This window comes from Herbaspirillum sp. B65, assembly GCF_000333555.1.
Classification (GTDB): Bacteria; Pseudomonadota; Gammaproteobacteria; order Burkholderiales; family Burkholderiaceae_D; genus Herbaspirillum; species Herbaspirillum rubrisubalbicans.
The window spans coordinates 1-1,138 of record NZ_BADI01000353.1; the positions used below are offsets into that span (position 1 = coordinate 1).

Annotated in this window: 1 protein-coding gene and 1 pseudogene; both read right to left on the reverse strand. The window is 66.2% G+C overall.

Annotated features, from left to right (window positions below):
• Positions 1 to 357: GTP cyclohydrolase, FolE2/MptA family (locus tag I5W_RS08720; protein ID WP_252716956.1), on the reverse strand; the 357-nt coding region annotated here is incomplete at its 3' end.
• 5 nt (positions 358 to 362) lie between these two features.
• A pseudogene (locus tag I5W_RS08725) lies at positions 363 to 1,004 on the reverse strand (GTP-binding protein); the annotation flags it as partial.
• Between the last annotated feature and the right edge of the window lie 134 nt (positions 1,005 to 1,138).

Below are 1,138 nucleotides of genomic sequence, written 5' to 3' on the forward strand. Positions count from 1 at the left end.
ACCAGTGCCGCGCGTGCTGCAGCAAGCAAAGTCCAGTCGTAGCGCGCGCGCGGGGGAATGCAATCGCATGGCTTTCGCGCAGCTGGCGCAGCAGTTCGTGCAGGGCGATGGGTGTGAGTCGCGCGCGCTGCGAAAGGTGTCCAGCAGCAGGTACAGGCGCGACATATGGATGCCCTTGGCGTGCGGATCAGGCAGATCCACCGCCACCTCGGCGCTGGCCGCTACCGTCTTGCCGCTGTCCAGTTGCAGCGGCAGGGCGATGCCGCGCATGCCGACCCATTCCAGCGGCAGCGCGATGGCCGGGCGCTCGTCGCGGGCTACGTCAGGCAGCGGGCTGCGCTGGTTCAACTCGGCCATGCGCATCACTCCCAGGCAGGGAAGGGGTCGGCCATGCGCGCCCAGCCCAGCGGGCCTTGCGCCATCTCGGCGTCCGACAGCAGGCAGGCGTCGAGACGGGCGCGCAGGGCTTGCTGGTCCATCTCGATGCCGATCAAGACCAGCTCCTGGCGGGCGTCGCCCACGTTCTCATCCCATTGCTGCAGGATGAAATCGATGGATTCCTGTTCCTGCGGCCATTGCTCGCGTGGCACTGCGGCCCACCACTTGCCGGCCAGTCCATGGCGGCACACGGCCCCGGCCTGCGACCAGGAGCCGGCATGGGCCGGTCGCGTCGCCAGCCAGAAGAAACCCTTGGAGCGCACCACGCCCGGCCATTCACGGTTGACCAGATCAAAGAAACGCTGTGGATGCATGGGCCGGCGCGCGCGCCAGGCGAAGCTGGTAATGCCGTACTGTTCGGTCTCCGGCACGTGCTCGCCACGCAATTCCTGCAACCAGCCGGGAGCTTGGCTGGCTTGCTCGAAGTCGAACAGACCGGTGTTCAACACCTGGTCCAGCGCAACCTTGCCGAATTGCGCCGTGACCATGCGCGCGCGCGGGTTGAGCTTGTGCAGGATGGCGTGCAGGCGTTCCAGATCGGCCGGCGCGACCAGGTCCAGCTTGTTGGATCACGCGGGCATGGTCACTCACGGATGTGGAGAGATTGCTGTCAGTGGCGTCCCACATGCTATTTCGGGCGATCAGGTAATTGGTGGCGGTGCTGACCACCACGGAAAAGACAACCAGGGCAACGAAGGCG